Raw genomic sequence first — 26,847 nt, 5'->3', positions numbered from 1 at the left:
ATGGGCCGCAATAGCTGGTGCCCCGGGCGTTACGCCCGTGAGCTCATTAAATGCGGAGATCTGTTAAGGAAATATTGAATAAGCTGTCATTGCCAGGAGTCGTCTCGTCGTCATTGCAAGGCCCCGCACTCCGCCATTGCGGGCTCCCGATTCCGTGATTGCACCACCCCACCGTCACTGCGAGGAGGCGAAGCCGACGCGGCAGTCTACCGCCCTGGATCGCCACGGGCCTTCGGCCCTCGCGATGACGGGGAAAACCTTCGGCCCTCGCGATGACGGTGGGGGCACCTCCCCCGTCACTGCGAGGAGCGCAGCGACGCGGCAGTCCACCCGCCGCCTGGATCGCCGCGGGCCCGCGGCCCTCGCGATGACGGGGAAAGCCTTCGGCCCTCGCGATGACGGTGGGGCGCCTCCCCCGTCACTGCGAGGAGCGCAGCGACGCGGCAGTCCATACGCCGCTTGGATCGCCGCGGGCCCGCGGCCCTCGCGATGACGGGGAAAGCCTTCGGCCCTCGCGATGACGGTGGGGGCGCCTCCCCCGTCACTGCGAGGAGCGCAGCGACGCGGCAGTCCATACGCCGCTTGGATCGCCACGGGCCTTCGGCCCTCGCGATGACGGGGGTGTGGCCTTCGGCCCTCGCGATGACGGGGAGCGCCGTTCCTCGTTGAGTCGGGCCCGCGTAGCGGGGCGTGGGGCTCGCAAGCACGGGAGGGGACGGCCCTTGCCTCTATGGAGAAAAGACAGATTTTTCTCGCGTGTTTTTAATTAATGCTTCTTGATCAATAGGCGTTTCTTCGCGAATGTCGGCTTCCTTTACAGGTGCCTTTTCTCGGTATTTACCGCGGAACCCAAGGCGGTGTATAACAGGCCGTCCGCCGCTCGGCGGGTATCAGGGAAACCTTTAAGAAGCCTTAAGAATAATGGTTACAGGCCCGGGGGACCGGGCTCAAGGAGGACGTTGTGTATCGATTAAGCAGATTCATCCAACTGCTAATTATTTTACTTGTTCTAGTATTAATGGCCGGGTGTGTCGAGGATGAGGATTTCGGTGGGGGCCTGGGGGGCGAGCCGGAACGCATCGAGATTGTCTCCGACCAATCCATCATCCTTTCCGGCGCCGGGGACAGCGCGGAGATCGAGGCCTACGTCGTACTGGATAACGGCCGCGTCGATCGAACCGCCACCATCGAGTACGAATCCACCAACCCGGATCTGATCGGGGTGGACGCCAGCGGCCGGATCACCGCACTGACGCACACCATCGGGTCGGCCAATATCCAGCTCTCCGCCGAGGGCGTGGAGCCGGTGATGGCCCTGGCCGCTATCGCCGACCTGGCCCCCGGTGCGCTCTACGTCGATGCCGGGTGGGTGGTGGACGACCGACTCACCGACGAGGACGAGCTGACCGCCCGGGTGGTCCTGCAGCGCAATGAGCAGACCGAGGGCCTGGCGCCCGGTGACGTGCTGGTCAGTGGCGACCGGGCCGGTCTGCTGGACCGGGTCACCGAGGTCACGGTGCACGGCAATCGCGTGGTGCTTGAGACCGAACCGGCCGAGCTCACCGACGCCTTCGAGAATCTGAGCATCCAGGCTCAGGGCACGCCCCTGAACTATGGCGGGGTGCTGGATGAAGACGGGCACGACGACGGGCGCCCGGAGGGTGCCGGCGTGTCGGGCGCGGCCGCGGAAGACCGGGTCAGCGGTGCGGCCGTTCAACAAATCCAGGGTGGCCTGGAGTGCAAACTCGGCGGCAGCGTGCTGAATATCGGCGTGACCGGTTTGAGCATCAACCACAATTACGCGCTGGTCCCGCGGGTGGATCTGGATATCAGCAACCGCTCGCTGAACCGCTTTGACATCTACCTGGACGGGCAGGGCCACCTTAACGCCAGCCTGGGCGGTGTCACGCTTTCCGGGGGCGGCAGCGCCGACGTGAACTGCAGCCGGGGCCTTCGTTCCGTGCCCTTTGCCGCCGTGCCGGTGGTTGGGCCGGTATTGCTCACCCCCAGCCTGGAGCCTTCAGTAGGGTTCAAGGTGGCGGGCAGCTATCAGGCGGGTGAGCTCTCCCTGAGCGGGATAGAACTCGACCAGGGTGCTTCGATGGAGTTGGGCATTGGCTATACCGGCGTCCAAGGCTTTCGGGGTATCAACGAGTTCGAGACCTTCGGCGATGGTGTCGATTTCGCCAACCTTGGCGGCGGCCTCGAGAATGAGTTTTCCGCCAGCGTGGGGCCCTACATGGGTGCCGCTCTGAACCTGGACGTTCGGGTGTTGCGCTGGGAGCTGGCGAGCACCGGCCTGGTTGGCCTGGAGATCGGGGGCGGCTCAGACCTGAGCATGACGTACCCCTTCGACTCGGAGGAGCAAGACTATCGGGGCCCGCGGTGGTCGTTCTTCGCTGAGGGCAAGGCCGGCTTCGGCCCCCTGCTGGACAGCATCAAGGCCTTTGAGCGCATTCTTGATCGGATGGGGGTGCCGGGGGCGGCAAACATCAGCGGATTTGTCTCCACCAACGTGAACCTGGTGGATATCCATCGCTCGCTGCTGCAGTCGCCCAATCCCCAGGTTCAGGCGGCACCGGCCAAGGTCGAGGTGGAAGAGCCCCTCTCCCTGCAGGTGAGCGCCGGCCAAAGCATCGGCAGCCTGGATACCGACTTTGTCGCCTTCCGTACCGACCAGGCCAACGATGCCCCGTGGACCCGCGAGGTGGTGGCCCAGGCCAGCAACGACGGCAACGGCAATGCCACTGAAACCTGGGTGCCCGCCACGGAAGAGGCAGGGGTCTACGCCATGAATGTCCGTGTCTATGACGGCCTGTTTGGTGCCCTGGGCTTCCCCTATGCGGCGGAGAATCCGGCCAATGTGGAGGTCTCCAGCGATGTGATCCTGCGCATCGACCCGCCGGGCCTCAGTGATGGCGAAGTGGGGGTGCAGTACAGCTTCAATCTGAATGCCGTGCGCATCCCGCCCGACGTGGACACCGTGACCTTCGACTGGGCCTTCGGTGACGGCAATAGCGGGTCGACCCAGGTCAGCGTGGGGGCGGATAACACCGCCAGCACCACCATCTCCCACGCCTACGGGCAGGAGGGGGCCTACGGCCTTGTGGCCACGCTGAGCGGCGAGGATGGCCAACTGGCGGACTCCAGTGCCGTGGTGACCATCGGCGAGGTGGAGGAGCGCGACGAAGAGCTGGACATCTGCAACGTCTGGCGTGCCGCGGACCAGGGTGGCCAGGGCGTCACCGTGGACAACTGGGACATCAGCGAGATCCCCACCGGGGCGGTCTTCGACCTGCGTTTCGACGCCTACTCCATCCCGGACAAGTACATCGTCGAGTACCCGGCCGGCGCCGTGGTGCACGACACTGGCTGGCGGGGCGCCTCCCGCTACGAGGGTGATCCCCTCTATCCCGGGGGCATCGCCGGGCCGGGTCGGGGCCAGGCCGACGCCATCTTCATGAAGGGGGCCGTGGACAGCTTCAAGATCACGGTCATCGGCCCGCAGTCCGGTACCGCCTGGCGTTACGACATCCGTTGCCGGGTGCTTGACGACGGCAACTGATCGCCCAAGCTGTACTACGATCACGCACCCCGCCGTGATCCGGGTCACCGCGTGTGGCCCGTCGCGGCGGGGTGCGTTCGTTTAGTGGCAGGGGAGTGCCTATGCGGAAGAGAAGGGAAATGGGTGGCCGGCTGGAGTACCACAATGGCTTCACCGGCAAGTTGATATTCTTCGGTCTGCTGCTGCTCGGGGCCGTTTCGTTGCTGGTGGCGGTACCCTCGGGCGGCATTCTGTCCTTCGTCGACGACGAGGGCATGCTGATAAGGGAGAGCCCGATCGGGGCGCCGCTCTCCCGCCACCCGCTACGGGCCGACAGCCTGTCCGGGGCGGTGCTGCGCGAGAGCCGAGCCCGCCGCGAGCGGGCATTGCCCGCGCCGCCGGGCGTTCGGGTGGAACTGCAGCCGCACAGTGGGGAACCCATCCCGCTGACCCTGCACCACGGCGCGCTCAACCGGCGCAGCGAATTGCAACAGATCCAGCGGGCGATTAACGCCCACCTGGACACGCCCCGGGGCGCGTTCACCGTGCGCTATCAGGATCACCGCTATGTTCTGGCCGTGGCCGGGCTGCTTGGCGGTTTCGCCTTGTATGGCCTGCTCTGGGGCGCCCCACAGCGCCGTTTGGCGGTCGATCGCGTACGGGACCGGCTGAGCCTCGGGCGACGCTGGATCTGGGGCCGGCGTCAGCAGGACTGGCCACTGGCCCGAATCGATCACACCACCCTGCAGGTGCGCTATCGCAAGCAGGGGCGGCAACGCCAGGTCCGGCCGCTGCTCGTCCTGCGGGACGGTACGACCGTTCCCATTCTCAAGGATTACAGCGGTGTCGCTGAGAAGCGCCACCGGGCCATGCTCAGTGATATCGAGCAGTTCGCCGGCCTGCCCTTCCGGGCCCCTGAGGAGGGCTGAGATGTCGCCCTGGGTCAGGGCCGTGGATCGGCTCCTGGGCACCGATTTCAATAGCCACCCGGCCTGCGCCTGGCAGCCCAGCCCGGTGCCGTTGCACGCCATCGAGCAGGCCGGCGACGGGGCCGTGGACCAGGCCGTAAACTGGCGGCAGACGCCCCCCATCGCGCCGGTTGGGGTGGGGCGGGTGCGCCGGCCGTTGATCCTGCTGCCGAGTCCGGCCCCGCAACTGGCGCATGACCCGCTGCGGCGCCGCGCCGTCATCCTCACCAGCGGCGGGCGGCCCGTGCGCTATCCGAAGTCTGCCCCGGCCCTGCGCCATCTGCTGCGCGGCGGTTGGCGCTACAGTGCCCGGCTGGGCCGCGCCGCCCGCCCGGCTGTCCGGCTGGGCACCGTCGCCGTCCTCGGCAACCACGATCCCGGCTGCAACAACTACTACCACTGGTGGGCGGACACCCTCGCCGACCTCTGGTTTCTGCGCGAGTCCGGCGTGGACCTGGGCCGGGTCGACAGCTTCCTGATGGCCTATGGCGGCTACCCCTGGCAACAACAGTCCCTGGCCCTGTGCGGCATTGACCAGGAGCGGGTGGTGGCCTTTGCCGACCACCCCGCGCTGACCGCGGAGCAGGCGCTTGTACCGGTGCGGAGCAGGGGGAGTTGGGTGTCGCCGGTCTGGCTGGCGAGGGCGCTGCGGGAGCTGACCGGGTGGCGGCCGCCGGCCGTCACCACCCCGGGCCGTCGCATCTACCTGTCGCGGCGCGATGCCCCTCGCCGGCAGGCGGCCAACGAGGCGGCGGTGGAGCGGCTGCTGGTGGATGAGTCGGGTTTCGAGAGTCACCAGTGCAGCGGCCTGAGCGTGCCCCGCCAGCAGGCCTTGTTCGCCGACGCCGAGGTCATCGTGGCGCCCCACGGTGCGGCGCTCACCAACCTCGTCTGGTGCCGCCCGGGTACCCGGGTGGTGGAACTGGTCCCCGAGGGCCACCGCAACCCCTGCTTCCGTGACCTGGCCGCCCAGTCCGGCCTGGACTACCGCGCCATCCTCTGTCCGGCAACGGGTGCCGGGGGCGGCCTGACTGCCGACATCCAGGTGCCGCTGGCGCGCCTGCGAGAGGCACTGGCCGGGTGAGCGCGCTCGTCAGGCCAGCTTGTCCGGCGTGATCAGCTCATCGTGGGCCAGGTCCACGGCCAGCCGTCGCCCGATCAGGTCCTCCGCCTGCGTCGGGGGCACCCCCGTGCCGGGCCGCTTGTAGGCCAGGTGCCCGGCTGCGAGCGTGGTGCCCGCGGGCAGATCGGTGGCGGCCACCACGCTGCGGCGGGCCTGGGTGCGGGCGCTCTCCTCGGCGGCGGTGATCTCTGCCGCTGGCCGGCTCATCGCCCAGGCATCCCGGCAGTCGCGCACCAGCCGCGCCAGACCGTCCGGGTCCACGCTGTGGTAGTGATCGTCCCCGGCCAGGTGCCGGTTCAGCGAGAAGTGCTTTTCGATCACCCGGGCGCCCAGCAGGACGCTGGCCGGGCAGGGCAGTGCCGAATCCCGGGGCGGCGTGTGGTCGGAATAGCCCAGCACCCGCCCGGGGAACTGTTCGGCGAGCAGCCCCAGCCGCGACAGGTTCGCCTGGTCCACCGGGGTGGGGTAGGCCAGCGAGCAGTGCAGCAGGGCCACCGGAACCCCTTCGGACTCCAGCACCTCCAGCGCCGAACGCACCTCCGCCATCGACGCCGCACCGGTGGACAACAGCACCGGCTTGCCCTTGCCGGCGATATCCTGGAGCAGCGGCCGGTGGGTGATGTCCGCCGAGGCCACCTTGAAGGCGGCCATCCCCAGGCCGTCCAGCAGGTCCACCGAGGCGGGGTCGAAGGGCGTGGACAATGGCGTGATGCCCAGCTCGCGGGCGTAGTCGAACAGCGACCGGTACTCCGTCGGGCTCAAGCCGCGCTTGGTGCTGAAGACCTGGTGCTGGGTCTCGAATCGTGCGTCGGTCCAGTAGAGCGGGGCCCACCGGGTCACAAGCTCGTCCGCCGTATAGGTCTGGAACTTGATCGCGTCGGCGCCCGCCTTGCGGGCCTCCAGCACATAGGCCCGGGCCAGCTCCAGGCTGTCGTAGTGATGAACGCCTGCCTCGGCGATGACGTAAGGAGGGTGGTTCGGGCCGATGGCCCGGCCGTCGATATGCAGCTCCGTCATGGCGTCACTCCCGTGTCCAGCCGTCGTGACCGGCCCTGCAGCAGGCCGTCGATTCGCGCCACAATGGCACGGTTGCTGCGCCCGCGAACGGCGCGGTCCGCCAGGGCCCGCATCTGCTCGCGCCGCGCCCGGTCCGCGACCAGCGCCGCGATCTCCCGCGCCAGCCGGTCCACCGGCACCGCCCGGCCCAGGCCCAGGTTGCAGACCCCGTGGCGGGCGCTGGCGTGGGTATGGCGCAACTCGCGCTCATTCTGGCAGAGCACCAGGGTGGGCACCCGCATCACCATCAGCTCGGTGACCGTGCGCCCGGCGCTGGAGAGCGCCAGGTCGGCGTTTCGCATCACCGCCGGCATGTCCTGCACGTCCCGGTGGACACGGCCACACAGGCCCCAGTCCGCCAACCGGATCCGCCGCCGGCGCCAGCCCGGCCCCACCACCACCTCCACCCGAACCGGAAGCGCCAGCCGGCCCAGGGCGTCCAGGCAGCGGTGGACCAGACCGGCGGGGTCGGTGCCCCCGAACAGCAGCAGCAACCGTTCCGCCCGTTCCGGGGTGGCCCCGGGGGCGGGCGAGGCGTCGTCAAAGGCCGGTGACAGCAGGGCGTGTTCCACCCCGGCGAGCACGTGGGCCTGCCCCGGCGCGGGGCCGTAGAGGTCGTTGATCACCACATCGGCCAATGCCGCCCCGGGCCCCAGGTCCTCGAAACTCACCACCCGCCGTGCCAGGGTACGGTAGACCCCCATCTCCCGGCGCCCGGTGTCGAGGATATCCAGGCACAGGGTCTCGGGCCGGCAACGTCGCAGCAGGTCGAGGAAGTCCGCCTCGCCGTCCAGTGGGCACAGGGGCCGGCCTGACTCCGCCAGCCACTGGTAGCCCAGGCGGTAGTCCCCATCGCGGCGGGTGGCGATCAGAACCGGCCGGGGGGCCAGCGCCCGGGCCAGGGCCAGGGCGCGGTTGACATGGCCGATGCCGATGGCCGGGGCGGCATCCGCCCGGATCAGCCAACCCCCGCTGTTCGGCCAGGGCTCAGCCATGGGCCGCCCGCTCCCCGGGGGCGCGGGCCCCGTGGTGTCGGATCAGCTCGATCAGACCCCGGGCGCAGGCGGCCGCCCCGGGCGGCGGCGCGGTGTCCGGTCCCGTGCCCGCCGGCTGCGCCACGGCCGCCGGCAGTTCGGCCAGCGGCCGGCGCCGGGCGCCCTCGATGGTCAGCCGGGCCAGTTCGGCCACCTGGAAGGCGGGAACCCCCCGGGTGGCGGCCTCGAACAAGACACTGGTGTTGGCGCCCACCACCGCAGCCGCTTCGTCCAGGTCCCGCTCCAGCGTGCCCCGGGAGGCCTCGCAGCCCCAGTCCTGGATCAGCCGCCGGGTCTGCGCGCACGCCCGGCTCTTGGGGTGGGGGCGCACCACCACCCGCCGGCCCGCTGCCTGCAGTTGGGTCACCAGGCGGGAGAGCAGCTCCGCCTGCCGGGGGGCGGCGGCCATCGCCTCCTGCGGCTCCAGGGCGATCAGTACCGCATCACCCGTCCCGGTGCCCCGGCGGCCGTCCGCGCAGGGGTTGCCGAAGTAGTGCACCCGGTCCGCCTGATCCGGCGGCAACACCGTCCGCAGCTGCCGTTGCTGTGCCGCAGACCAGACCAGCAGCGCATCCGCATGCACCGGACAGACAGAGACCAGGTTGGGGTCCTGCAGGTAGCCGTGGCAGACCACCAGGTAGGGGATGCCCAGCCGCCGTGCCGCCGCACAGAGCAGGCGCGGGGCGGGCCCGGCGTCCCCGGTGGTGATCACGGCGGTCACGTTCATGGCCCGCAGGTGCCGGGTGGCGTTCTCCAGCCCCGCCCGGGCCAGGTGCTCCAGCCGGGCCATGAAGGCCGGGTCCTCCAGCAGCGGCGTCACGCCCCGGCGGCGCAGCCGGGCGAAGCAGCGCTTCATGGGATAGCCGCTGATCATGGCATCCACGCTGACCGCCTCGGGTCGCAGCAGCGCCCAGGGTGAGCGTGGCCGTTCGCCCATCGGCACCCAGTGCACCCCGGCATCCCGCGACCGGTCGAGGGCGCGGCGCAGGGCGGGGAACTTGCGCAACTCCACCAGCCAGGTGGGGCGCCCCTGTCCGGGCGGGTGCCGGGCCAGGGCGTGGTCCTGCACCCGGCCATAGAGTGCCCGGACCAGGGCTTGCCGGGCATAGCGGGCCAGGTTGCGCTCGGCCAGCCAGGGGCGTTGGACCAGCACGTTCCGCAACTCCCGGTCTAGGGTCATCATGGCGTGGGGGTAGTGCGCATAATGCGCCCCGTGACACCGCTGCAGGCGTCGCTCCAGTTCCCGGTAGGCGGTGAATCCGGTCTCAGGCATGGGCATCGCGGGCCGGGGTGGCCAAGGCCTCCAGCAGGCGCGTCGCTGGCGTGCCGACCGGGTCGGCGTAGCCCACAAACAGCCGGCAGACGGCCAGGTAGTCATCCAGGGTGTCGATGGTGCAGCGCTGGCCCGCCAGCCCGCGACCGGCGTAGCCGGTGAACCAGGCCTGTCCCCGGGCGCGGATCACCGCGGGCGTGACGTGCTCGCGGTCGTAGGGCGTGGTGGGCCCGCGGTGGGCGGCGCGCAGGTGCCGCAGCCGGGTCACCTCGGCACTGAAACCGTCGGGCAGGTCACAGGGCGCCCCGTTGCAGGCCAGGTAGTCCAGGTCCCGCCGGTGGAGGTCGTCGGCCAGGTCATCCAGCAGGCGCCCGTCGGGCAGTCCGTTGTCCGCGGTCAGGCGGAAGACCAGCGTGTCATCGGCGTAATCGGTCAGCACCTGGACGAACCGCCCCAGGGTGTCCTCCAGGCTGCCGCGCGCACAGGCCAGCCCATGCGCGCGCACCACCCGCGCCAGCTCGTCGTCCGAGGGATCGGTGGAGGTGGCCACCAGCACCCGCCGGCCGGTGTTCGCCGCGCGCCGGGCGGCCAGCACCACCAGCGGCAGTCCCCCCACCGGAAGCAGCACCTTGGCGGGCAGTCGGCGGGAGGTGGTCCGGGCCTGTAACACGGCGATGCTGTCCGTCACGTCGTCCCCCATCGGTCTTCAACGCGCCCTCACCATGGGCGCCGGGTCGTCGCCGTCCGGGTCCAGCACCGCCCGCACCAGTTGCAGGTAGCGGCCGGCCTGGTGCGCCAGGCTGAACGGCGCGGCGGCGGTGCGCGCCTGCCCACCCATCACCGGCCAGCGGGCGCGGTCCGACCAGGCGCGGTCCAGCGCCCGGGTATAGGCTGCCACGCCCCGGTCCGGCAGCAACCACCCGGTCACCCCGTCGGTGACGACCTCGTCCGGCCCCCCGCCGCCCGGGGCGATGACCGGCAGTCCCGAGGCCATGGCCTCCACCAGCGAGATCCCGAAGGGTTCCACCGTGCGCCGGCCCGCCACCAGCACATCCGCGGCCCGGTAAACCGGCGCCACCTGCTCGACCTCGCCGAGAAAGTGCACCCGGCCGTCGCCCGCCTCACCGGCGTGAGCCCTTAGGTCAAGGGCGAACCGGGAGTCCAGCGGGCCGCCGGCGATCAGCAGATGCGCCCCGTTGCGAAAGGCCGCCGAATCGAGAAAGGCCGCCAGCACCCAGTCAGTGGCCTTGTCCGGGGTGAGCCGGGCCACCACCGCGAATACCGGCGCCGCGGCCGGGATGCCCAGCGACGCCCGCAGCTCGGGGGCGGTCTCGTCGAGGGCCACCCGGGCGGGGGAGAAGCCGGGATAGATCACCGGGCCATCGCCGGCGCCGAGGCTGGCCAGGGTGTAGCGGCTATTGCCCACCGCCGTGCCGCCGGCCAGACGCAGCAGGGCCTGGAAATAGGCCCGGCCGAGCCGGTCGTGGACCGGGTTGGGCATGTGCCAGAGCAACGGGAGGTCGAGCCGGCGGGCCAGCAGCGCGGCCAGAGGCAGCAGCGGCGCATGGCGCACCGCCACCACCGTGCCCGCCGACGCCCACCGGGTCCCGCGAAGGTCACCGGCCAGCCGCCGGGCGCCCTGCCGGCTGCGCCCCAGGTTTACCACCGTTCGGCGCAGCCGCTCCCACCGTCCGCCTCGGAACTCGGGCAGACGGGTGTCCAGCAGCCAGTGGCCGTCAAACAGCCGGGCGTAACGGGCGGCCATGGCGCCCCCGGTCACGATTACGCCGCCAACGCCGACCCCCCGCGCCTGCAACTCGGCGGTGAAACCGAGCTCTGCGCTACGCACCCCCCCGATATCCAGCCCCGAGACCACCTTGAGCAGTTGCACGCGGCGCGCCGTCATCGCCGATCCCCTTGGGCGTTGTCACTTTTGCGCAAGCCTAGACGGTTTACCCTATTAGTACAGGTTGATCCTCCCCGCTGCCTTGCGTTGATCCCGCAGCCGGCTAGTCTTGAAGCGAGGTTTGATAACAATTCCCCGGCCGGACGGCCGGTAACCTGAGGGGATCGACCATGGACAAGACCGACGGCATCAATCTGGATGCCCGCCGCCTGCTGGGCTTCCGGCTCGACAGCAGCGTCAGAACCGGCGCAAAGGTGGGCGACAAGGTACTCGACCGGACCACCACCATCGGGGCGAAAGTCGGCGGCAAGGTGGGCATGAAGGTCACCTGACCACCGGCGGGACCGAGCGCGACAACCGAGTAACAACAGCAAGGGAGTGGCGCGTGACGGCCACGGTGCACTATGGGTTCGAGCCCGATCCGGAACGGGCGGGGCAATTGGATCAGGCCATGCACCGTGAGCTGGGCGCCAGCCTCGGGTACGTCTTCGAGCGCTTCAACGCCCACACCCCGCTGCCCGACCTGTCGTTGGATCCCCTGCTCAGCCGGCTCGCCACGGGACAGGCGCACGCCCCGAGCCTGTTCGGCCGCTACTACGACCTGGTCATCGACCTGCTGGACGGCGACCTGGCGCAGGCCCGGACCGCCTTTCAGAGGATCGGCAACGAACCGCCATTGCCGGATGGCCAGCGGGTCGAGGGGCTGCGACCGCCATCGGCGTGCGCCACCAGTCGCCTCTACCAGGATAAGATGATGGCGGAGATGCCGACGGGGCTGACGCTGCATCCGCCGCCGGCGGAACTGGAGACGGCCTTCGTGCAGCGCTACCACGAGGGCCTTGGGCTGCTGCGGCAGGCCGCGCCGGAGCTGGCCGGCGAGGTGGAGGCCATCGTCCACCACGTGGTCGGCGTGGCCGGTGGCGACCATGACGCCGGCGAGTTCCACGGCGGCTCCCACTTTCAGCTCTGGGGGGCGCTGTTTCTCAACGCCGGGGCGCATCCCGACCGCATTGCCATGGCCGAGGTCATCGCCCACGAGAGCGCGCACAGCCTGCTGTTCGGCTTCTGCACCGAGGCCCCGCTGGTCCTCAATCATGACGAGGAGCTCTACCCCTCGCCGCTGCGCCAAGACCCCCGGCCCATGGACGGCATCTACCACGCCACCTTCGTCTCCGCCCGCATGCACTGGGCCATGGGCCGGTTGCTGGACTCGGGGCTGCTGGACGAGGCCGAGCGGGCCGGTGCGCGCCAGGCCATGGCGGAGGACGCCGCCAACTTCCGCGCCGGCCACGAGGTGGTCGCCGCCCACGGCCTTCTGAGCCGGCACGGGCGCGCCCTCATGGCCAACGCCAAAGCGTACATGGACCACGCCACCGGATGATTGTCCTGTTCAGCACCCAGGCGCACGCGCACACCCACCGCCCGCTGCAGCAATCCGATGCCTTCGACTTCCGGGTCATGTCCTACCACCGGCTGTTCCGCCGGCGGCGGCTGCCTCGTGCCACCTACATCTTCACCGATTTCGACCGCCTCAACTTCTGGGACCTGGAGATGGCCGGGCGGATCCACCGGCAACTGCGCGAGGCCGGCGCGTGCGTGCTCAACGACCCGGCACGGGTGCGCTCACGCTTCGAACTGCTGCGCGATCTGCATGCCCGGCGGTTCAACGACTTCGGTGTCTGGCGCGTCGATGAGACGCCGCCGGACGGGGCGTACCCCGTCTTCCTGCGCACCGAGTCCGCCCACCGCGGCCCGTTGACCGGGTGCCTGGACACCCCCGAGTCCCTGGCGCAGGCGGTGGCCGAGGCGATCGACCGGGGGATACCCCGCCGCGAGCTGATGGTCGTCCAGTTCCACGCCGAGCCGGTGGCCGACGGGCTCTACCGCAAGCTGGCCGCTTACCGGGTGGGCGGGCGAATCGTCCCGGCGCTGTGCGCCCACCAGGATCACTGGGCGGCGAAATACGGCCAGAACGGCATCGCCGGCCAGGCGCTGTACGAGGATGAGCTCCGGCTGGTCAACGACAATCCCTTTGCCGATGCACTCGCGCCCGCCTTCGAGACCGGTCATATCGATTACGGCCGGGCCGACTTCGCCCTAATCGGCGGCCGGCCCCAGGTCTATGAGATCAACACCAACCCCCACGTGGGGCGGCTGCGCACCCACCCCTATCCCATTCGTCTCGACAGCTACCGCAGCGCCCAGCGGCAGCTCATCGCGGCCATGGCGGAGATCGACGGGCCCGCCTCGGGCCGGCCGGTGCCGTTGCACGACCCGCGCTCGCTGCGTGACCGTCTCGCCGACCTCTGGCGTGGCCGGGAGTGGCGGCGCACCCCGCGTCTGCCCTGAACGGGCGCGGCCCCCAAGCCCGGCGCGGGCGCTTTACCCCGGTCCCCGCCCGACTATGCTTTCGACAACGGCGGGCGCTCCGGCGCCGGGCCACCGTCACCGCGAACGCCACTGCCTCGAGGAGAAGCGCAGCCCGTGCACCCCGAAGCCTGCCCGTCGCACCCCGGCACCGACCATGCACCGCCCCGTGGCACGGGCACGGAGCGCGGTGAGGCCTTTCTGGTCGGGGTGCTGCCGGGGGAGGGCGTCGGCCCGGAAGTCATCGACGTTGCTCTTTCGCTGTTGCGGCTCCTCGGCGAGGCCACCGGCCAGCGCTTCGAGGTGCGCACCGGCGGGCCCATCGGCCGGCAGGCCGAGCGCCTCACTGGTCGCGGCTTGACCCCGGAGGTGCGCGACTTCTGCGCTCAGGTCTTCGCTCAGGGCGGGGCGGTGCTCTGTGGCCCCGGGGGCGGGCGCTTCGTCTACGACCTGCGCCGGCACTTCGACCTCTACTGCAAGCTGATCCCGCTGCGCCACTGGCCCGCCCTGGCTGATGCCGGCGTGCTGCGCCCGGAGGCCGCCCGCTCGGCGGACGTCCTCATCGTGCGCGAGAATGCCAGCGGGCTCTACTGTGGCGAGTGGGGCAGTGAAGGCGAGGGTGCGGCGCGCAGCGCCTACCAGGTCTGCCGCTACCGGGCCGACGAGGTGGAGCGCATCCTGCGCACGGCCCTCCGCTTGGCCGGGCAGCGGCGCGGTGACCTGGTCGTTGTCACCAAACCGGGCGGCGTGCCTGCCATCAGCGCCCTCTGGCACGACGCCCTGACCGCGGTCGCCGGCGAGCACGGCGCCGTGCGCTGCCGGACCCTGGAGGTGGACAACGCCGCCTACCAGCTCATCGCCGACCCCCGGCAGTTCGACGTCATCGTCTGCCCCAACATGTTCGGCGATATCCTGGGCGACTGCGGCAGCCTGCTCATGGGCTCGCGGGGCATGTCCTGGTCCGGCAACTACGGCGCCGCCGGCCAGGCGGTCTACCAGACCGCCCACGGTGCCGCCTGGGACCTGGCCGGCCGGGACCGGGCCAATCCCATCGGCCAGGTCTGCTCGCTGGCCATGATGCTGCGCGAGAGTTTCCGCCTGCCGGCACTGGCCGATGCCCTGGAGACGGCCATCGCCCGGACCCTCGCCCGGGGCGTGCGCACCGCCGATATTCAGGGCGCGCAGCCCACCGCGGTGGGCACCCGGGCCATGGGCCAGGCCCTGTGCGCGTCGTTGACCGAAGTACTGCAGGGGGCGCGGGCCTGACCATGCGTGCCGCCTTGTTGTTGGTGGACTGGCAACAGGACTACCTGGACCGGGGGGTTGATGCGGCCGAGGCCGGGGCCGCCATCCGGCAGGCCCGGACGCTGCTGGACGGCTTCCGTCGCCGCAGCCTGCCGGTGTGCCATGTCCGCACCCTTATCGCCGCGGACGGCCATAACCGCATGCCCCACTGGCAGCGCCGGGCCCACTGGGCCTGCGTCGGCGGCACCCCCGGGGCGGCCCCACCGCCGGCCCTGGCCGAGGCACCGGGTGAAGCCGTCCTGGCCAAGCCCTACTACAGTGCTTTCGGCGGGGCCGGGACCGCGGCGTGGCTGGGCGAGCAGGGCGTGGACACAGTGGTCGTCAGTGGCCTGCACACCCATGCCTGTGTCCAGGCCACCGTGCTGGACGCCTACCAGGCCGGTTTCCAGGTCTGGCTGGCGGTGGATGCGGTGGCCTCCTACGACCCGCTGCACGCCCGCCTGGCGCTGAGGCACCTAGCGGATCGGGCCTGCGCCGCGCTGACCACGGCGGACATCCGGGCGCGCCTGGGTGAGCCGGATGACGGCGGGGCGGCAACGCGCAGGCCGACACCCGGGCGCGACCTGCAGCCCGCCGCCTGCATCGCCGGGCAATGGCATCGGGCGGCCGCGCCGGAGCAGCTCACCCGCCACGACCCCTGTGACCACCGGCGGATCCTCAGCCGGACCGGCGCCGCCGACGCCCCCCTGGTCGGCGCGGCGGTGGAGGCCGCCCGGGCGGCCGGGGCGGGCTGGGCGGCACTGCCGGACAGCCAGCGCATTGCCATGCTGAAGGCCTGGGAAGCGCGGCTTCAACAGCAGCGCCACGAACTGGTGGCCGCATTGATCCGGGAGGTGGGCAAGCCCTCCCTCGAGGCCGGGGCGGAGTTCGACTACGCCCTGGCCCTGCTGGCCACCAGCCTCGAGCCCATGGCACCGACCCCGCCCGGGGCCCTGGCGCCGGGGGTGAGCGTGCGCCACCGGCCCCGGGGGGTGGTGGCCGCCATCACCCCCTGGAACAACCCGCTGGCGCTGCCCCTGGGCAAGATCGGACCGGCCCTGCGCTGGGGCAACAGCGTGGTCTGGAAGCCGGCGCCGGAGGCCCCGGAACTGGCGCGGATGCTGATGCAGACCGGTCTGGACGCCGGCCTGCCCCCGGGGGTGCTGAACCTGGTGCAGGGCGGGGCGGCCACCGGCGACACCCTGGCCGCCGATGCCCGGGTGCAGGCGGTGAGCTTTACCGGCTCCATCACCGCCGGGCGCCAGGTGGCGGCCGCCTGCGCGCTGCACGGCACGCCCCTGCAGGCGGAGCTGGGCGGCAACAACGCCGCCCTGGTCATGGCCGACGCCGACCCGGAACGGGCCGCCGGGGAACTCGCCCGGGCCGCCTTCAGCTTCGCCGGCCAGCGCTGCACCGCGGTGCGCCGCCTGTTGGTGGCCTCCTCGGTGCTGGACCGCTTCACCGAGGCTTTCCTGGCCCGGGTGCAGGCGCTGCGCCCGGGCCGGCCGGAGGCGCCGGACACCGTTGTCGGTCCGCTGGTCTCCCGGGCCGCGCAGGCGCGGATCGAGGGCATCGTCGCCCGCGCCCGCGCCGCGGGCGCCAATGTGCTCTGCGGCGGCCGGGTGCCGCCGGCTTGGGCCCAGGGCAACTGGTACGCCCCCACTGTGCTCACCGGCCTGCCCCCGGACGCCGAGTGCATGCAGCAGGAGAGCTTCGGCCCGGTGGTGGTGCTGGTGCCGGTGGCGGACCTCGACGAGGCGCTGGACCGGCTCAACGGCGTGCCCCAGGGGCTGGCCGCGACCCTGTACAGTAACGATCCGGCGGTGCAGCGGCGCTTCCTGGCCCAGGCGCAGGCCGGTCTCCTGCGACTCAACGGCGCCGGCGCGGCCATCGACCCGCGGGCACCCTTCGGCGGCTGGAAGGCCTCCGCCATCGGCCCCCCGGAGCACGGCGTCTGGGACCCGCTGTTCTACACCCGGGCGCAGGCCGTCTACGCGCCGCCGGACGACCCGGGCCCGGGCGATGACGCCCACTGAGCCGCGGGTGGCGGGCCGCAACCGCTTGACAGCGGTGGGCCCATGGTCGATTAGTCCTAGAAGGCCTGATTCCAACCCATTCACCGCCAATGCCGGGAAAACACCCTAGATGACCGACCCCGCCACCACCCTGGATGGCTTCATCGGCCGGCTGTTCGAGCAGCCGGATCTGCTGCGCATGGGGCACGGCCAGCGCCTGGCCGACCACAACCTGGGCCTGGGCTGGCTCTACTACGCCCTGGGCCGCATCCTTAGGCCGGAGCGGGCGGTGGTCATCGGGTCCTACCGGGGCTTCGCGCCCAGCGTCATCGCCCGCGCGCTGAACGACAACCAGGAGCGCGGCGAGGTCCACTTCATCGACCCCTCCTTCGCCGACGGCTTCTGGGCCGATCCCGGCGCCGTGGAGGCCCATTTCGACGCCCTGGGCACACCCAACGTGCGCCACCACCGCCACACCACGCAGTCCTTCGCGGCCGACCCGGCCTACGCCGGACTGGGCGCGGTGGGGCTGCTGATGGTGGACGGACTGCACACCGCGGCACAGGCCTGTTACGACTACCTGGCCTTCCTCCCCAAGCTGGATACCGGCGCCATCACCCTGTTCCACGACAGCACCGTACGCCGGACCAGCACCTTCTACGGCGAGGACCGGGCCTACCAGCACAGCGTCTGCGACTTGATGGCGGCCCTGCGCGCCGATCCCGGGCTGGAGCTGTTCACCCTGCCGGTGGCCAGCGGGCTCACCCTGGTCCAGGGTCGACCCGGTGACCCGGAGGGGCTGCGCCGGCGCTTCCCGGGTGCCGAAGCCGGTGGCGCGCCGGAGAGCGGCGCGCGGGGGCAGGGGCGGCCATGACCCCGGAGCGCCAGGAGACCCTCACCCGCATCGGCCCCGGCACGACCATGGGCGAGCTGCTGCGCCGCTACTGGTGGCCGCTGGCCGCCAGCGTGGAGGTGCGTCCCGGCCGGGCCCTGGCCCGCCGGCTGCTGGGCGAGGACCTGGTGCTCTTCCGCACGCCGGCCGGCGGGCTGGGGCTGATCGACGAGCACTGCACCCACCGCGGCGCCTCCCTGCGGTGCGGCCACGTGGATGAGGAGGGCATCGCCTGCCCCTACCACGGCTGGAAGTTCGACCACCACGGCCATTGCCTGGCCATGCCCGCCGAGCCGCGACAGAAGCCGGCGCTGCTCCGGCGCGCGGCCACCCGGGGTTTCCCGGTCCAGGAGCTGGGCGGCCTGGTGTTTGCCTACATCGGGCCCGATCCCGCGCCGTTGCTGCCCCGCTACGACCTGCTGCTGCAGGACGATGCCCTGCGCGACATCGGTGTCGCCGAGTTGCCCTGCAATTGGCTGCAGATCATGGAGAACAGCGTCGACCCGGCGCACGTGGAGTGGCTCCACGGCCACCACCTGGCCGGGGTGCGCAGCGAGCGCGGCGAGCCCGCCCCCACCCAGTACCTTAAGCACCACCAGCGCATCGGGTTCGATGTCTTTGAGTACGGCATCATCAAGCGGCGGATCGTGGCGGGGGGCAGCGAGGAGGACGAAGACTGGCGCACCGGCCATCCGCTGATCTTCCCCTGCGCCTTAAGGGTGGGCACCGGCAACCAGCACCGCTTCCAGTTCCGCGTGCCGATGGATGACACCCACACCCGCCACTACTGGTATGCCTGCTACCTCCCGCCGGAGGGCCGCAGCGCGCCGCCCCAGCGCGAGATCCCCCTTTACCCGGTGCCCTGGCGGGATGAGCACGGCGACTACATCGTCGACTTCGTCGATGGCGGCGACATCATGGTCTGGGTGAGTCAGGGCGCCATCGCCGACCGCACCCGCGAGCGGCTGGTGGCCTCGGACAAGGGCATCGTGCTCTACCGGCGCCTGCTGCTGGAGCAGGCGCAGCGGGTGGCCGACGGGCTGGATCCCATGGGCGTGATCCGCGATGAGGCGGAAAACCGGGTCATCCGCTTCGCCCAAGAGCGGAACAAGCTCGGCGACGGCCGCCGGCTGCTGCGCGAGGCCATCGAGATGAGCCACGTGCGCTACAGCCCGCTCAAAGAGCAGATCATCGCGCTGCTCCAGCCCTGAGCGCGACCCGGTGACCCGCCTGCGCATCCTCTTCCACTGCCAGCACCTCAGCGGGGTCGGCCACTACATGCGCGGCCTCGCGCTGACCCGGGAGCTGGCGCGCCACCACACGGTCTGGCTCAGCGACGGCGGTCGGTCCATTCCCGGCGCCGACCCCGGTGGCGGACGGCTGCTGGCACTGCCCCGCCTCCGGCGCCGGGAGGGCCGGCTGGAGACCCTGGACGGCAGGCCCGCCGCCGCTGTCTGGCCGGAGCGCGCCCGGCGGCTGGCCGGCGCGGTGGCCCGCTTGGCCCCGGACGTGGTCATCGTCGAGCACTACCCCTTCAGCAAGTGGGGCCTGGGGGCGGAGGTCACCGGGCTGCTGGCGGCCGCCCGCCGGCGCAACCCGGCCCTGCTCGCCGTCTGCTCGGTGCGGGATATCCCGCTGCAGACCCGCCACGAGCCAGTCCCGGCCGGCGACTACGTCCGGGAGGTGCTGGCGCGGCTGCACCAGTGGTTCGACGCCGTGATGGTCCACGCCGACCCCGGCCTGTGCCGGCTGGAGGAGGCCTTTCCGGCCGCCGGCCGCATCCGCCTGTCGGTGGGCCATACCGGGCTGGTCCCACCAGGTCCGGACCTGGCCCCGGATGCGCCGGCAGGGGCGGCCGGCGCCACTGCCGGTCCGTCGCCCTACGCCGTGGCCAGCATCGGCGGCGGGCGCGACGCCGCGGCGCTGCTCGCCCGGCTGGCGGCGCACTGGCCGGCCATCCGTCGTCGGGCCGGCCTGGATGATCTGCCGCTGGCGCTGTTCAGCGGCCTGGGCCCGCCGGACCCGGCCCTGGCGCGCGCAGTGGCGGGGCAGCCGGCGCTGTCGTTGCACCCCTTCGGCCCAGCGTACAGCGCCTGGCTGCGCGGGGCGGCGCTGTCCATCAGTTGTGCCGGCTACAACACCTGTGCTCAGTTGCTGCAGCTTCGCCGGCCGGCCCTACTGGTCCCCAATACCGCCATGTCCGACCAGTTACGCCGGGCGGAACGGCTGCAGGCACGGGGGCTGGCGCGGCTGCTTCGCCCGGAGGCCTTCTCGGTGGCGGCAGTGGCCGATGAGCTGCGGGCGCTGCGGGACGCGCCGCCCGCGGACCCCGGCGTCGATCTGGACGGGGCCCGCGGTGCCCGGCGCTTTATTGAAGGGCTGGCCGGGGCCGGCGGTCACTCAGATCGGTGAGTTGGAAGGTGTCCAGCCGCTGCAGCAGCCGCTGCCGGGCCGGCCCGGGGTAGAAGGAGAGGGTGACCAGGTCGTGCAACAGGCGGCCGTCCTCGGTGAGGCTGACCGAGGATTCGGTGTCGGCCAACAGCCCGCCGGCGGCCAACCGGGCCAGCGTCTCGCCGTGGTCGGCCTCGATGGCGTTGCCGAACACCTCGGCGTAGCGGGCCTTGGACAGCACCTGGCCGTCGCCCAGGCTGCGGGCGATGAATTGGGTGCGCAGGTCCTGCGGCCCCAGGCGGATCACCTCCTGCACCGGGCTTTCGCCGTCCCGCACCCGCGCCATGTAGGTTTCCAGATTGTGGTGGTTGCGGTAGACGTTGTGGCCCAGCGACGAACGGGCGCTCATGCCGATGCCGAACTGGTGGCCCCGCATGTCCGCCCCGGCGGTGGGCAGCCACTGGTGGCGGGCGGCGATGGTGTCCAGGCGCTTGAAGGTATGCCAGCGGGTCTGGGAGAAGCCGAACTCGGCGGCGGTGTCACGGACGAAGGCCCGCCACCCCATCAGCCCGGCGATGTCGAACCGCTCCCCCGGGCTCAGGGCCCGGGATACCGGGGTGCGTTCATTCAGGCGCAGGTTGTAGGCGGTCACCGCGTGCACCCCGGCGTCCGCCACCCGCTGGAAATCGCGCCGGAAGCCGGCGTGGGTCTGGCCCGGCAGGCCGTATATCAGATCGATGTTGAGGATCAGGCCGGCATCGATAATCCGCCGGCAGGTCTCCAGCGCCAGATCCGGCCCGTGGCTGCGGCGTACCGAATCCAGCACCTCATCATCCAGGCTCTGCACCCCCATGCTCACCCGCCGCACCCCGTGGCGCTGCAACACCGCCAGATGGGCGTCGCTGATGGACTCCGGCGAGGCCTCCACCGTGTGCACCGGGTCGCCGTGGTAGGGCATCCGCCCGGCGATGGCGCCCAGTAGTTCATCAAGCAGGTCGGCGGGCAGCGCCGTGGGGGTGCCGCCGCCGATAAAGAACTGGTTCACCGGGGTGCCTTCGGGAATCCACTCCAGCTCCCGCTTCAGGGTCGCCACGTAGCGCGCCATCTGCTCGCGCTCCACACCCACTTTCTTGGCGTAGCAGCAGAAGGAGCAGGCGTAGTTGCAGAAGGGCACATGGGCATAGAGTCGGTAGACGTCCGCGTCCACCCGCTCCCGGGCCAGCCGGGGCGCCGGCTCGAAGGTGTTCGCGGCGTGCGGGTAATCGTGGGGGGCCGAGTAGGCTGCCGTGGGCGTGAATGCCAGGGCCTCGGCGATACGGGCAAGGGTGCCCTCGTCTGGACGGCGCATGCTCCCTCCTGGGGCGGTGTGGTCATCCATTCACCCTAGTCCACCCCCGGGCCGGGCGCACGGTCGCCCGTCGCCCGCTACAGCCAGCGGTGGTAGAGCTGGCGCAGCCGGCGGTAGAGGATCGAGCGCCGCAGCGCGGAGAGGCTCGGCCCGCCGTCGTCCGCCCAGCGGAAGCGCACCCGGCCCCGGGGCACCGGCGGATCGTCCAGGGCCTGGAAGGCCTCGATCATCGCCGGCCGGATCAGGTCGTGGCGGCCGGCGCGCAGCCCATGGCGGCTGGTAAAGCGCGGCAGGGCCGGGTTGGTGTTGATCTCGTAAGTCTGCAGTCGGCCGCGGGCGAAGCCGTAGTCGATGCGCCCGTAATCGATGCCGGCGATGCGGAAGATCTCCAGCAACTGTTCCCGGTGGGGGTTATCGCGCAGATAGTCCACCTCCTCGGCCGCCAGCGCCGCCTGGTAGCGGGTCTGGCCCCACTTCACGTTCCAGTCCGTGCTGCAATGGAGGTGCTGCGGGATGATGCGCCCGCCGATGTTCATCGCGCCGTACTTGCGATAGCGCCCCTGCGCGTCGGGTTCGGCGCAAAAGCCCACGGCGATCCGCCGCTTCAGCGTCAGCCCGCGGCGGTCCAGCTCGCGCAGCGCGGCATCGAACTCGGCCTCGTCGTGGATCAGCCCCGTCTCCGGGCCGCCGCAGCCGTCCTCACTGCGGATGAACACCGGGTAGCGCCGGGGCCGGGCCCCGGTGTCCAGCCGCACCACGCCGAAATCGTTCCGCCCCAGCGCCTCCAGCCGGCAGAGCAGGGGCACCCGCTCGAGCACCCGGCGCGGGTGGTTGAGCAGGCGCAGGTCCGGCCGGCGCGCCGCCAGCGCGTCGGCCAGGGCGATCACCGCGTCCACGTCGGCGCCGGTCAGCCGGTCGTAATCGGTGAAGATGTAATGGCCCAACGGGGCGCGCCGGCGCCGCAGCAGCGTTTCATAGTGCAGCAAGCGCACCCCGCGCAGGCGGCGGCCCGCCGCCGACAGGAAGCGGCGCGCGGTGTGATCACAGTCGGCGCGGGTGACCAGGTGGAGCATGGCTCATCCGGTGGCGGGCTCGCCCGGCCGGGCCTGGGCCAGACGGCGGAAGCGCGGGTTGTGCAGCAGCTCGGCGAAGGTGCCACTGTCGATGATCCGGCCCTGCTCCAGCATCACGATGTGGTCGCAGCGTTCCACCGTGGAGAGCCGGTGGGCGATGATGATGATGGTCTTGCTGCGCGCCAGGCCGTAGAGCGCGGCCATCACCTCCCGCTCGGTCTCGTTGTCCAGGGCGTTGGTGGCCTCGTCGAAGACCAGGATCGCCGGGTCGCGGTAGAGCGCCCGGGCGATGCCCAGCCGCTGGCGCTGGCCACCGGAGAGCCGGACCCCCCGCTCACCCACCGGGGTGTCGTAACCCCGGGGCAGCGACCCCGAGACGAACTCGTGGATGTGCGCCAGCCGGGCGCAGCGCACCACCGCGGCGTGGTCGATGCGCTCCAGCGGCACCCCCAGGGCGATGTTCTCCGCCACGCTGGCATCGCTCAGGAAGATATGCTGGGGCACGTAGCCCAACGCCCGCCGCCAGGCCGGGCGCTGCCGGTCATCGATGGCGGTGCCATCCACCCGGATGTGCCCCGCCTGGGGCAGCAGCAGCCCCAGCAGCACATCGATCAGCGTGGTCTTGCCCGCGCCCGAGCTGCCCACCACCCCCACCGTCCGGCCCACCGGGATGTGCAGGTCGATCCCCTGCAGGGCCGGGGTATCGGCCTGGGGGTAGGTGAAATCGATGCCCTCCAGGGCGATCTCCCGCCGCGGCCGCAACGGTGCCGGCGGTGCGCCGTCGATGGGCGCCAGGCGCGGGCGCTCGCGCAGGTCGTCGTGGATGTCCGCCACCAGTTGACCGGAAAAGCGCATGCGACTGACCCCGGCATAGATATGCTGCATGGCCGGCAGCAGCTTGTAACCGGCGAATACGTACAGCCCCAGGGTGGGCAGCATGGCGCCCACGTCGCCGTGGGTGGCCATCAGCACCACGGTGAGAATCAACACCCCGCCCAGCGCCACCGTCTCGATGGCGAAGCGCGGGATCTGGGCCAGCGTCTCGCTGGTGGCCAGGTGGCGGGTGAAGCGCGCCGAAGCCGGCCGGAAGCGCGAAAGATAGGCCTGCTCGTGGCCCAGCAGCTTGATGTCCTTGATCCCGCCCAGCACCTCGCTGGTGGTGGCGAAGCGCTCGCGGTTGGCCTGGCTGCGCTCGCGGCCGATCCGCCCCAGCCAGCCGCGCACCGACAGGAACATCAGCGCGTACAGCCCGCCGACGATGGTCGCCACCGCCAGGGCCAGCAACGGGTTGATGAACAGCAGCAGGGCGATCATCGCCAGCGCGACAATGGCGTAGGCGGTGGCGAAGAGCAGCGGGCGCATCACCGTCAGCACGAACATGTCCACCTCCGAGAGGATGCTCTTGGTCATGTCCGCGCTGTTGCGGTTGAGAAAGAAGGTGTAGGGCTGGCGCAGGTAGGTCTCCAGCAGCCGCTGGCTGAGGCTGTGGCGGCGGCCCTCGATATAGCGGTTGAGCACGAAATGGGTGAGCATACGGAAACCCGCCGCCACCACCTGCAGCAGGAAGACCAGCAGCGCCAGCAGGATCAGAAACGCCTGCACCCGCTCCAGCCCGGACCAGCGGAAGGCGGCCGCCAGCAACGGCTGGTTGTGCACCACCTCCGGGTTGCCCAGCACCGCCAGAAAGGGCACCACCGACAGCACCCCCGCCGTCTCCAGCAACGCCATGCACACCACCATCGCCAGCACCAGCGCGCCACGGCGCTTCTCGCGGGCGGTGAGCAGGTCCAGGGTTTTGCGCAGTATCTCGGGCATGCTGTCCTTTTCTGCCGGCCCGCGAGTGGGGCGGGGCCATGAATGATTATCGCCTCGCTGGGCCGTCGTTGCCTCAGCCGCGCCGGGGGCGGCCGCCGGTGCTCAGGCGGATCACCTCGGCCAGTTCCACCCCCCACAGGCCCAGGCGCAGGCCGCAGAGCCGCAGTCGGCGGGCCGGGGCGGCCGGTGGACGCGGATGGCGCAGCAGGCGGGCGCAGTGGTCGACGGGCGGCGCCAGGGTGCGCAGCAGCCACAGGGCGCGCCGCCAGTAGGGGCCGTTGACGATCTGGCCGCCCTTCACCCGACGGGCCTTGGCGGCCAGCGCAGGCCAACTGTCGCGGGCCGGGTGCGCCACCACGGCCCCGGCAGCGTAGTGCAGGGCGTGCCCGGCGGCCACCGCCCGGCGGCAGAACTCCGCGTCGCCCCCCGAGTAGCGACCGGCATCGAAGGGGCCCACGACCTCGAACACCGCACGCCGGACCAGCAGGTTGGCGGTGGCGCCGTAGCCGCGCCGGGCGTAACGGGCCTGGCGCATGCCGGTCAGCAGGTCGAACTGCTCGTAGAGATTGGGGCGGGCCGGGTCGGCAGGCTGCAGGGCGATGGCGCCGGCCACCAGGTCGGGCCCGGGGTCACCCCCATTCAGCACCCGCAGGCCCTCGGCCAGCCAGTCCGGCCCAGGCCGGCAATCGGCGTCGGTAAAGGCCAGCACCGGCGCGGCGGCGTCGGCCAGACCGGCGTTGCGCGCCGCGTAGGCGCCGGGCCGGGGGCAGTGGATGACCCGCAGGTCCAGATCTGCCTGCGGGTAGGGCGGGCAGGGGGCCGGGGCATTGTCCACCAGCACCACCTCAAAGCACCCGAGCCCCAGCGATTGCGCCTCCAGGGCCCGCAGCAGCGGGCGCACCGCGTCCCACTGGCGGTAGACGGGGACGATCACGGAACAGTCCGGAAGGGGGCTGGATGGGGGCATGCCGGGTGTCGGTGGCCTCGGTGGTCGCGTTGCGGGTGAATTACCACTAGGCTCTAGTATAAACAGGGAAGCCCACGGAATATGCCCGCGAAGCCACTGTTCTCCGTCATCACGCCCCTCTACAACTCCGGCGCCTACATCGACGAGTGCATGGACTCCGTGGCCGCGCAGACCCTGGAGGACTGGGAGCAGATCATCGTCGACGACGGCTCCACCGACCAGGGCCTTCAGCGGGCCCTGGCGCGGGCGCGGGTGGACAGCCGGGTGCGGGTGGTGCGCCGGCGTGAGAACGGCGGTGCGGGGGCGGCGCGCAACGAGGCCTTCAAGGTGATGCGCGGGCGCTACGTCGCCTTCCTCGACGCCGATGACCGCTGGCTGCCTCACAAGCTCGCGCTGCAGGCCGACCAACTGCGCCACAGCGACGCGGTGCTGGTCTACTCGCCCTTCGAGAAGATCAATGCCGCCGGTGAGCGCACCAACCGCGTGGTGCGGGTGCCGGAGCGACTGGACTACGAGCGGCTGCGCCGTGGCTGCTGGATCGCCTGCCTCACCGTGGCCATCGACCGGGAACGGGCCGGCACCATCCGCATGAACGGCTTCCGCCGCTCCCAGGACTACGCCCTCTGGCTGTCGCTGCTGCGCAACGGCGGCCATGCCGAGTCCGCCGGAGAGGTCACCGCCCTCTACCGGGTGCGCCCCGGCTCACTGTCCCGCAACCTCCCCGGGCGCCTGGCGGCCAACTGGGCCATTCACCGCCACCAGGAGCAAGCGGGCCCCCTGGCTAGCGCCTGGTACATCGGCTGCCACCTTACCGGGGCGCTTTACCGCCGGCTGGTATGAAACGACCTGCCGGCCACGCGCCGACCCGCATCCACGTCTGCATCCCCACCTACCGCCGCCCGGAGGGGTTGCGGCGGGCGTTGCAGAGTGTGGCCGGGCAGCGGGTCGGGGAGGAGGGGGTCAGGGTGGCGGTGTGGGTGGTCGACAACGACGCCGCGGGCCCGGCGGGGGCGGTGTGTGATGCGCTGCGCGATGGCTACCCCTGGCCGTTGCACCACGTGGTGGCACCGGAGCGGGGCATCAGCCATGCCCGCAACCGGGCGCTGGAGGCGGCCCTGCCGGGGTGCGACTACCTGGCCTTTCTCGACGACGACGAGATCGCGCCCCCCGACTGGCTGCGCGACCTGCTGGCGGCCCGGCGCCGCCACCGGGCGGATGTCATCGCCGCCCCGGTGCACCGGGCGCTGCCCGACTCGGCGCCCGGCTGGGTACGGGAGGCGCGGGTGTTTCAGGGCGAGCGCCACGCGGAGGGCCAGCGCCTGCACCGGGCCGCCACCGGCAACACGCTGATCCGTGCCGGGGTGCTGCGCCGCTCCGGGCTGCGCTTCGACCCGCGGCTTGCCCTCAGCGGCGGCGAGGACACCCTGTTCTTCCGCCAGCTCGCCCGCCAGGGTGCCCGCATCCACTGGACCAACTCAGGGGCGGTGACCGAGACGGTGCCCGCCGCCCGCCTGAGCCGGCGTTGGGTGTGGCGCCGGGGCTACTGCCTGGGCAACTCCGTCACCCGCGTCCACCTCATCGACCGCCCGCTGCCGGCGGCCATCCGCTTCGTGCCGGCCTACCTGGCCCGCGAGGGCCTCAGGGCGTTGGCCCTGCTCGGCGCGCGCCTGCGCGGCCGGCGCCGCCATGTGTGGATCGACCTGATATATTGTGGGGCCATCCAACTGGGCATCGTCAGCGCCGTACTCGGCGGGCGGCCCCGGCACTATGAGCGGACGCAGGAGGAGTAGG

Annotated in this window: 22 protein-coding genes; 13 read left to right on the top strand and 9 right to left on the bottom strand. The window is 71.4% G+C overall.

Translation table 11 applies throughout. The annotated features are described in order from the left end of the window. Positions 1–1,018: 1,018 nt before the first annotated feature. The 3 genes from MLG_RS11985 (at position 1,019) to MLG_RS14925 (ending at position 5,596) form a co-directional block, all read left to right on the top strand. The gene (locus MLG_RS11985; RefSeq protein ID WP_041718055.1) at positions 1,019–3,565 is read left to right on the top strand and encodes a hypothetical protein; all 2,547 of its coding nucleotides are present in this window, start codon (positions 1,019–1,021) and stop codon (positions 3,563–3,565) included. 101 nt (positions 3,566–3,666) lie between these two features. Next, positions 3,667–4,473 carry a hypothetical protein gene (locus MLG_RS11980; protein ID WP_011630104.1) on the top strand — a complete coding sequence of 269 codons (807 nt, stop codon included), beginning with the start codon at positions 3,667–3,669 and terminating at the stop codon, positions 4,471–4,473. 1 nt (position 4,474) lies between these two features. Beyond that, entirely contained in the window at positions 4,475–5,596 is a 1,122-nt protein-coding gene (locus MLG_RS14925; protein WP_011630103.1) for a glycosyltransferase family 61 protein, read from the top strand. Positions 5,597–5,605: 9 nt separating this feature from the next. On the opposite strand, the gene MLG_RS11970 is transcribed toward MLG_RS14925, so the two are convergent. Genes MLG_RS11970 through MLG_RS11950 form a run of 5 tightly spaced genes read right to left on the bottom strand, consistent with a single transcriptional unit; the run spans position 5,606 to position 10,904 of the window. Then, positions 5,606–6,652, bottom strand: a complete 1,047-nt coding sequence (locus MLG_RS11970) for an N-acetylneuraminate synthase family protein (RefSeq protein ID WP_011630102.1) — start codon at positions 6,650–6,652, stop codon at positions 5,606–5,608. After that, entirely contained in the window at positions 6,649–7,686 is a 1,038-nt protein-coding gene (locus MLG_RS11965) for a PseG/SpsG family protein (protein ID WP_011630101.1), read from the bottom strand. The genes MLG_RS11970 and MLG_RS11965 overlap by 4 nt, the downstream gene beginning before the upstream one ends. Continuing rightward, positions 7,679–8,998: an HAD family hydrolase gene (locus MLG_RS11960; RefSeq protein ID WP_011630100.1), complete on the bottom strand. Its 1,320-nt coding sequence runs from the start codon at positions 8,996–8,998 to the stop codon at positions 7,679–7,681. Before MLG_RS11960 ends, MLG_RS11965 begins: the two co-directional genes overlap by 8 nt. Continuing rightward, positions 8,991–9,686, bottom strand: coding sequence for a cytidylyltransferase domain-containing protein (locus tag MLG_RS11955; protein WP_198003228.1), 696 nt, complete (start codon positions 9,684–9,686; stop codon positions 8,991–8,993). Before MLG_RS11955 ends, MLG_RS11960 begins: the two co-directional genes overlap by 8 nt. Before the next feature lie 18 nt (positions 9,687–9,704). Beyond that, positions 9,705–10,904 carry a glycosyltransferase family 4 protein gene (locus tag MLG_RS11950; protein WP_011630098.1) on the bottom strand — a complete coding sequence of 400 codons (1,200 nt, stop codon included), beginning with the start codon at positions 10,902–10,904 and terminating at the stop codon, positions 9,705–9,707. Positions 10,905–11,074: 170 nt separating this feature from the next. On the opposite strand from MLG_RS11950, the gene MLG_RS15490 reads away from it, so the two are divergent. The 8 genes from MLG_RS15490 (at position 11,075) to MLG_RS11915 (ending at position 19,874) form a co-directional block, all read left to right on the top strand. Then, positions 11,075–11,236 carry a hypothetical protein gene (locus MLG_RS15490; protein ID WP_156774675.1) on the top strand — a complete coding sequence of 54 codons (162 nt, stop codon included), beginning with the start codon at positions 11,075–11,077 and terminating at the stop codon, positions 11,234–11,236. 53 nt (positions 11,237–11,289) lie between these two features. After that, entirely contained in the window at positions 11,290–12,285 is a 996-nt protein-coding gene (locus tag MLG_RS11945) for an HEXXH motif domain-containing protein (RefSeq protein ID WP_011630097.1), read from the top strand. Then, positions 12,282–13,253 carry an ATP-grasp domain-containing protein gene (locus MLG_RS11940; protein WP_011630096.1) on the top strand — a complete coding sequence of 324 codons (972 nt, stop codon included), beginning with the start codon at positions 12,282–12,284 and terminating at the stop codon, positions 13,251–13,253. Before MLG_RS11945 ends, MLG_RS11940 begins: the two co-directional genes overlap by 4 nt. A gap of 135 nt (positions 13,254–13,388) precedes the next feature. Further along, entirely contained in the window at positions 13,389–14,537 is a 1,149-nt protein-coding gene (locus tag MLG_RS11935) for an isocitrate/isopropylmalate family dehydrogenase (RefSeq protein ID WP_011630095.1), read from the top strand. Positions 14,538–14,539: 2 nt separating this feature from the next. Next, positions 14,540–16,591: an aldehyde dehydrogenase family protein gene (locus MLG_RS11930; protein ID WP_011630094.1), complete on the top strand. Its 2,052-nt coding sequence runs from the start codon at positions 14,540–14,542 to the stop codon at positions 16,589–16,591. Positions 16,592–16,700: 109 nt separating this feature from the next. Beyond that, positions 16,701–17,444, top strand: a complete 744-nt coding sequence (locus MLG_RS11925) for a class I SAM-dependent methyltransferase (RefSeq protein WP_011630093.1) — start codon at positions 16,701–16,703, stop codon at positions 17,442–17,444. Then, positions 17,441–18,673 (top strand): aromatic ring-hydroxylating dioxygenase subunit alpha, encoded by a 1,233-nt coding sequence (locus tag MLG_RS11920; protein ID WP_011630092.1) that lies wholly within the window; start codon positions 17,441–17,443, stop codon positions 18,671–18,673. The genes MLG_RS11925 and MLG_RS11920 overlap by 4 nt, the downstream gene beginning before the upstream one ends. Before the next feature lie 10 nt (positions 18,674–18,683). Then, positions 18,684–19,874, top strand: a complete 1,191-nt coding sequence (locus MLG_RS11915; RefSeq protein ID WP_011630091.1) for a glycosyltransferase family protein — start codon at positions 18,684–18,686, stop codon at positions 19,872–19,874. Here MLG_RS11915 and MLG_RS11910 read toward each other — a convergent pair. The 4 genes from MLG_RS11910 to MLG_RS11895 all read right to left on the bottom strand — a co-directional run bounded on the left by MLG_RS11910 (position 19,831) and on the right by MLG_RS11895 (position 25,056). After that, positions 19,831–21,201, bottom strand: coding sequence for a coproporphyrinogen-III oxidase family protein (locus tag MLG_RS11910; protein ID WP_156774674.1), 1,371 nt, complete (start codon positions 21,199–21,201; stop codon positions 19,831–19,833). The two genes, MLG_RS11915 and MLG_RS11910, sit on opposite strands and share 44 nt — an antisense overlap. Before the next feature lie 77 nt (positions 21,202–21,278). Continuing rightward, entirely contained in the window at positions 21,279–22,274 is a 996-nt protein-coding gene (locus MLG_RS11905) for a hypothetical protein (protein WP_011630089.1), read from the bottom strand. 3 nt (positions 22,275–22,277) lie between these two features. Further along, the gene (locus tag MLG_RS11900) at positions 22,278–24,089 is read right to left on the bottom strand and encodes an ABC transporter ATP-binding protein (RefSeq protein ID WP_011630088.1); all 1,812 of its coding nucleotides are present in this window, start codon (positions 24,087–24,089) and stop codon (positions 22,278–22,280) included. A gap of 73 nt (positions 24,090–24,162) precedes the next feature. Continuing rightward, positions 24,163–25,056: a glycosyltransferase gene (locus MLG_RS11895; protein WP_011630087.1), complete on the bottom strand. Its 894-nt coding sequence runs from the start codon at positions 25,054–25,056 to the stop codon at positions 24,163–24,165. 81 nt (positions 25,057–25,137) lie between these two features. Between MLG_RS11895 and MLG_RS11890 the strand changes: the two genes are divergently transcribed. Together MLG_RS11890 and MLG_RS11885 are read left to right on the top strand one after the other, a co-directional pair. Beyond that, the gene (locus tag MLG_RS11890) at positions 25,138–25,896 is read left to right on the top strand and encodes a glycosyltransferase family 2 protein (RefSeq protein ID WP_011630086.1); all 759 of its coding nucleotides are present in this window, start codon (positions 25,138–25,140) and stop codon (positions 25,894–25,896) included. After that, complete coding sequence (locus MLG_RS11885; protein WP_011630085.1) at positions 25,893–26,846, top strand: glycosyltransferase; 954 nt, start codon at positions 25,893–25,895, stop codon at positions 26,844–26,846. Before MLG_RS11890 ends, MLG_RS11885 begins: the two co-directional genes overlap by 4 nt. Position 26,847: the final 1 nt, after the last annotated feature.

Origin of the sequence: Alkalilimnicola ehrlichii MLHE-1 (assembly GCF_000014785.1) — a bacterium.
Taxonomy (GTDB): Bacteria; Pseudomonadota; Gammaproteobacteria; order Nitrococcales; family Halorhodospiraceae; genus Alkalilimnicola; species Alkalilimnicola ehrlichii.
This window is presented reverse-complemented; position numbering and strand designations above follow the sequence as displayed.

Bases quoted from the DNA above. Each gene is read 5' to 3' on its own strand.
- MLG_RS11985 (WP_041718055.1), top strand. From the start codon at position 1,019: ATGGCCGGGTGTGTCGAGGATGAGGATTTCGGTGGGGGCCTGGGGGGC.
- MLG_RS11925 (WP_011630093.1), top strand. From the start codon at position 16,701: ATGACCGACCCCGCCACCACCCTGGATGGCTTCATCGGCCGGCTGTTC.
- MLG_RS14925 (WP_011630103.1), top strand. From the start codon at position 4,475: ATGTCGCCCTGGGTCAGGGCCGTGGATCGGCTCCTGGGCACCGATTTC.
- MLG_RS11910 (WP_156774674.1), bottom strand. From the start codon at position 21,201: ATGCGCCGTCCAGACGAGGGCACCCTTGCCCGTATCGCCGAGGCCCTG.
- MLG_RS11980 (WP_011630104.1), top strand. From the start codon at position 3,667: ATGCGGAAGAGAAGGGAAATGGGTGGCCGGCTGGAGTACCACAATGGC.
- MLG_RS11950 (WP_011630098.1), bottom strand. From the start codon at position 10,904: ATGACGGCGCGCCGCGTGCAACTGCTCAAGGTGGTCTCGGGGCTGGAT.
- MLG_RS11920 (WP_011630092.1), top strand. From the start codon at position 17,441: ATGACCCCGGAGCGCCAGGAGACCCTCACCCGCATCGGCCCCGGCACG.
- MLG_RS11965 (WP_011630101.1), bottom strand. From the start codon at position 7,686: ATGGCTGAGCCCTGGCCGAACAGCGGGGGTTGGCTGATCCGGGCGGAT.
- MLG_RS11900 (WP_011630088.1), bottom strand. From the start codon at position 24,089: ATGCCCGAGATACTGCGCAAAACCCTGGACCTGCTCACCGCCCGCGAG.
- MLG_RS11890 (WP_011630086.1), top strand. From the start codon at position 25,138: ATGCCCGCGAAGCCACTGTTCTCCGTCATCACGCCCCTCTACAACTCC.
- MLG_RS11940 (WP_011630096.1), top strand. From the start codon at position 12,282: ATGATTGTCCTGTTCAGCACCCAGGCGCACGCGCACACCCACCGCCCG.
- MLG_RS11960 (WP_011630100.1), bottom strand. From the start codon at position 8,998: ATGCCTGAGACCGGATTCACCGCCTACCGGGAACTGGAGCGACGCCTG.
- MLG_RS15490 (WP_156774675.1), top strand. From the start codon at position 11,075: ATGGACAAGACCGACGGCATCAATCTGGATGCCCGCCGCCTGCTGGGC.
- MLG_RS11930 (WP_011630094.1), top strand. From the start codon at position 14,540: ATGCGTGCCGCCTTGTTGTTGGTGGACTGGCAACAGGACTACCTGGAC.
- MLG_RS11895 (WP_011630087.1), bottom strand. From the start codon at position 25,056: ATGCCCCCATCCAGCCCCCTTCCGGACTGTTCCGTGATCGTCCCCGTC.
- MLG_RS11970 (WP_011630102.1), bottom strand. From the start codon at position 6,652: ATGACGGAGCTGCATATCGACGGCCGGGCCATCGGCCCGAACCACCCT.
- MLG_RS11905 (WP_011630089.1), bottom strand. From the start codon at position 22,274: ATGCTCCACCTGGTCACCCGCGCCGACTGTGATCACACCGCGCGCCGC.
- MLG_RS11885 (WP_011630085.1), top strand. From the start codon at position 25,893: ATGAAACGACCTGCCGGCCACGCGCCGACCCGCATCCACGTCTGCATC.